At 69.2% G+C, this 3,463-nt stretch carries 5 protein-coding genes; 3 read left to right on the forward strand and 2 right to left on the reverse strand.

The window, feature by feature from the left end:
• Together ACWGKQ_RS51950 and ACWGKQ_RS51955 are read left to right on the forward strand one after the other, a co-directional pair.
• On the forward strand, positions 1 to 116 hold a 116-nt coding region (locus tag ACWGKQ_RS51950; protein ID WP_453299146.1), incomplete at its 5' end, for an adenosylhomocysteinase.
• 149 nt (positions 117 to 265) lie between these two features.
• Entirely contained in the window at positions 266 to 892 is a 627-nt protein-coding gene (locus tag ACWGKQ_RS51955; protein ID WP_453299142.1) for a hypothetical protein, read from the forward strand.
• 52 nt (positions 893 to 944) lie between these two features.
• Here ACWGKQ_RS51955 and ACWGKQ_RS51960 read toward each other — a convergent pair whose 3' ends face one another.
• Complete coding sequence (locus ACWGKQ_RS51960) at positions 945 to 1,874, reverse strand: RDD family protein (RefSeq protein WP_453299143.1); 930 nt, start codon at positions 1,872 to 1,874, stop codon at positions 945 to 947.
• 141 nt (positions 1,875 to 2,015) lie between these two features.
• On the opposite strand from ACWGKQ_RS51960, the gene ACWGKQ_RS51965 reads away from it, so the two are divergent.
• A complete protein-coding gene (locus tag ACWGKQ_RS51965) occupies positions 2,016 to 3,023 on the forward strand; it encodes a stage II sporulation protein M (protein ID WP_453299144.1) in 1,008 nt (335 codons plus the stop codon).
• Positions 3,024 to 3,145: 122 nt separating this feature from the next.
• Here ACWGKQ_RS51965 and ACWGKQ_RS51970 read toward each other — a convergent pair.
• Positions 3,146 to 3,463 (reverse strand): hypothetical protein (locus tag ACWGKQ_RS51970; protein WP_453299145.1); only part of this gene is annotated, 318 nt, incomplete at its 5' end.

The following is a 3,463-nucleotide window of genomic DNA, read 5'->3' on the forward strand; positions in this document are numbered from 1 at the left end:
CCCGCCTGCACCTGGACTCGCTCGGCGTGAAGCTGACGACCCTGCGCCCGGAGCAGGCCGACTACATCGGCGTGAAGGCCGAAGGCCCGTACAAGTCGGACCACTACCGCTACTGAGTCCGGGCCCTGCCCACCGGGAAGCGCGCCCGTGCACTGACGCGCTCTCCCGGCGGCAGGTCCTCCGGTCCGCCGAGACAGGCCCCCGCACCCCCGTGCCGGGGGCCTGTCCCTTTGGCCCGCAGACCCCGTCAAGCCCCAGGACCCCCATGCCCCGCGGCCGCTATTCGCTCCACGATCCGCACGATCACACCCCCCTCGGTGAAGAACACTTCCAGTGCGCCCCCGGCCCCTCCGGCTGGCGTTATGTATCCCGCGTGACCACCCCCTCCGGTGACCACGGCGGCTCGGTCGATCTCGCCCTCGACGACCTCGGCCGCCCCATCCGCCTCGAACTCCACGCGGGGAACTGGCAGGTGCGCGGCGCCGCCCTGGACGGCGTCACCTGGGTCCGTACGGACCCCACCGGCACCCATGCCACCGAAGGCAATGTGCGCGCCCACGCCTTCACCGGCACGTCCCCCGCGTTCCTGATCGCCACCGCCCGTCTGCTGCGCCTCACCCCTTCCGCCGCCGCGACCCGCGTACGCCTCGTGGCCTTCACGGACCCGGTCCTCGCCCCACGCACCGTGGACCAGTCCTGGGCCTTGCTGAAAAGAGAAACACACGCCACTGACAACGGCCCTCTGACCGTGGACGAATACCAGGTCACAGCTCTGGACACCGGCGAACAGCACCTTGTGCACCTCGCCGGCGACGTGGTCCTGGCAGCCCCCGGGATCGAGCTGGAAGACCTGGGGTCACCGCCGTCGGTCTTCAAGGACCCCGACGCCTGAACAGGCAACCGAACAGGGCGACTGAACAGCGGCCCGAGGGGCCGGACCGTGCCTAGGCCGGCGGCACGAACCCGGTGGCGGGCCGCTCGGCCGCCGCTGCGGGAGGAGCGACGGGCGCAACCGGCGGCGAAGGGACGGGCGCAGGGGCAGGAATAGGAGCAGAGGCGGGGGGTGCACCGGGCGCCGGAGGCGCGTACGCGTACGCATCGGGGAGGCCGGGGGACAGCGGAGCATGGCCGACGAAGGCCCGCCGGGACTCGCGGGCCTGCCGCTCCTGCACCACCGCCGCCAGATACGCGGCCGGCGGAATGTCCGGGGGCGCCGGAGTCCCCGTCCGGGTCGCGAGATCGCCCGCGAGCTGTGCGGCCATCGCCCACGAGACCTGCGGATCGAGCTGCTGCATCCGCGTCAGGTACTGCCGCACCGCGAGCCACAGCCCGTCCGGAACGGCCGACAGGTCCAGGTCGGCGAAACGTCCCGTCAACCAGGGCGGAGGCGGCGGCACGAAACGGGCCTGTCCGACGGGCACCCGCTCCCGCACGACCAGGGTCCCCGCGAACACGTCCCCCAGCCGCCGCCCACGCGCCGAGACGAGCGAGGCGATACAGGCGACGACCCCGAACGTCATCAGAATCTCGACCACGCCGAGAGCACCCCGCACCAGCGCATGCCGGAACCGGATGGGCCCGCCGTCATCCCGCACGACCCGCAGTCCGCACGCCATCTTCCCGAGCGAGCGCCCATGGCTCAGTGTCTCCACCGCGATCGGCGCGCCGACCAGGACCAGCAGGAAGGCCGTGATCGTCAGGGCGATCTGCGCGGCGTCGTCGAGCGAGGCCGTGGCCGCCGCCAGGCCTATCGAGATTCCGATGTACACGATGAAGGCCACGACCAGGTCGAGCAGCACGGCCAGCGCCCTGCTGGGCAGCCTCGCGGGACGCAGTTCGAGCGCCACCGCCTCGCCCGTCACCAGCTCACTCACGCCCGCCGCCTTCCCCTGGTCTGCCCTGTACAGCGCAAGTCTGCCAAGCTGAGGGCACATCGCGCCGCAGTACGACAAGCTGACAGCTGCGACATTGCTACGACAGGCAGTCGACGACCAGCCGAGGAGCAGGCAGACCCGATGGATCTCGACGTCTTCGTCTCCGCACACCGAGCCGAGTGGGACCGTCTCGACGCGCTCCTCCGTCGCCAGCGACGTCTCAACGGAGCGGAGGCCGACGAACTCGTCGCGCTCTACCAGCGCACCGCCACTCACCTCTCCCTGATCCAGTCCAGCGCGCCCGATCCGCAGCTCACGGGACGCCTCAGCCAACTCGTGGCACGCGCGCGTGCCGCCGTGACAGGCACCCGGCGTGCCTCTTGGCGCGATGTCGCCCGTTTCCTCGGACAGGGATTTCCGGCCGCCGTCTACCGCTCCCGCCACTGGTGGGTCCCCACGGCGCTCATCTCCACCGCGATAGCGATCGTCCTGGGCTGGTGGATCGGCGCCCACCCGGACGTGCAGTCGACCATCGCGGCCCCCAGCCAGCTCCGCGAGCTGACCCGCCCCGGCGGCGAGTACGAGACCTACTACTCCAGCCATCCCGCGGCTTCCTTCGCGGCCCAGGTGTGGACGAACAACGCCAGGGCCGCCGCGATGTGCCTGGTCCTGGGTGTCTTTCTCGGTCTCCCGGTCCTCTGGATCCTCTTCGAGAACATGCTCAACCTGGGCGTCGGTTTCGGCCTGATGTCCTCGGCCGGCCGCCTCGACACCTTTCTGGGCCTGGTCCTCCCGCACGGGCTGCTGGAACTCACCGCGGTCTTCGTGGCCGCGGGGACCGGACTCCGCCTCGGCTGGACTCTTATCGACCCGGGCCCGCGCAGTCGCCGTACGGCCCTGGCGGAAGAGGGCCGCGCCGCGGTGGGCATGGCTATCGGCCTGGCTCTCGTCCTGTTCGTCTCCGGCGCCATCGAAGGCTTCGTCACCCCGTCCGGCCTGCCGACCTGGGCGCGCATAGGCATCGGAATCGTGGCCGAGCTGGCCTTCCTTGCCTACGTCTTCGTCATCGGCGGCCGTGCCGCCCGGGCCGGCGAGACGGGTGACCTCGCGGAGACCGAGCGCAGCGCGTTCGTCCCCACGGCCGCCTGATGTGCGGAGACCTCCCCTGAGCTGCTAGTCTCCTCTTCGCCCCGGAAGACCCGTTGACACGGGTGGGATGGGGAGGTAGATTCAAACAGTTGCCTAGAACTGGACAGGTTCAGGGCTGATCGTTAGAATCGATCTGCTTCATAACGGAGAGTCTCTCCGAACATCGAAGCCACCTCTGATTTACTCAGGAATGAATGGCCGGTCAGACCGGCCAAGAACTTCTGATAAAGTCGGACTCGCCGAAAGAGAGCCGAAAGGCAACCGAATAGGCAAAGGCCTTCCAACGGCCACCGGAAATGAATTCCGACCGGAAACGGAACGGAAAACGGATCTGGTAAGGTTGGAAACACCGAAGGGAAGCCCGGAGGAAAGCCCGAGAGGGTGAGTACAAAGGAAGCGACCGTTCCTTGAGAACTCAACAGCGTGCCAAAAGTCAACGC

This window comes from Streptomyces sp. NPDC054770, assembly GCF_053611985.1.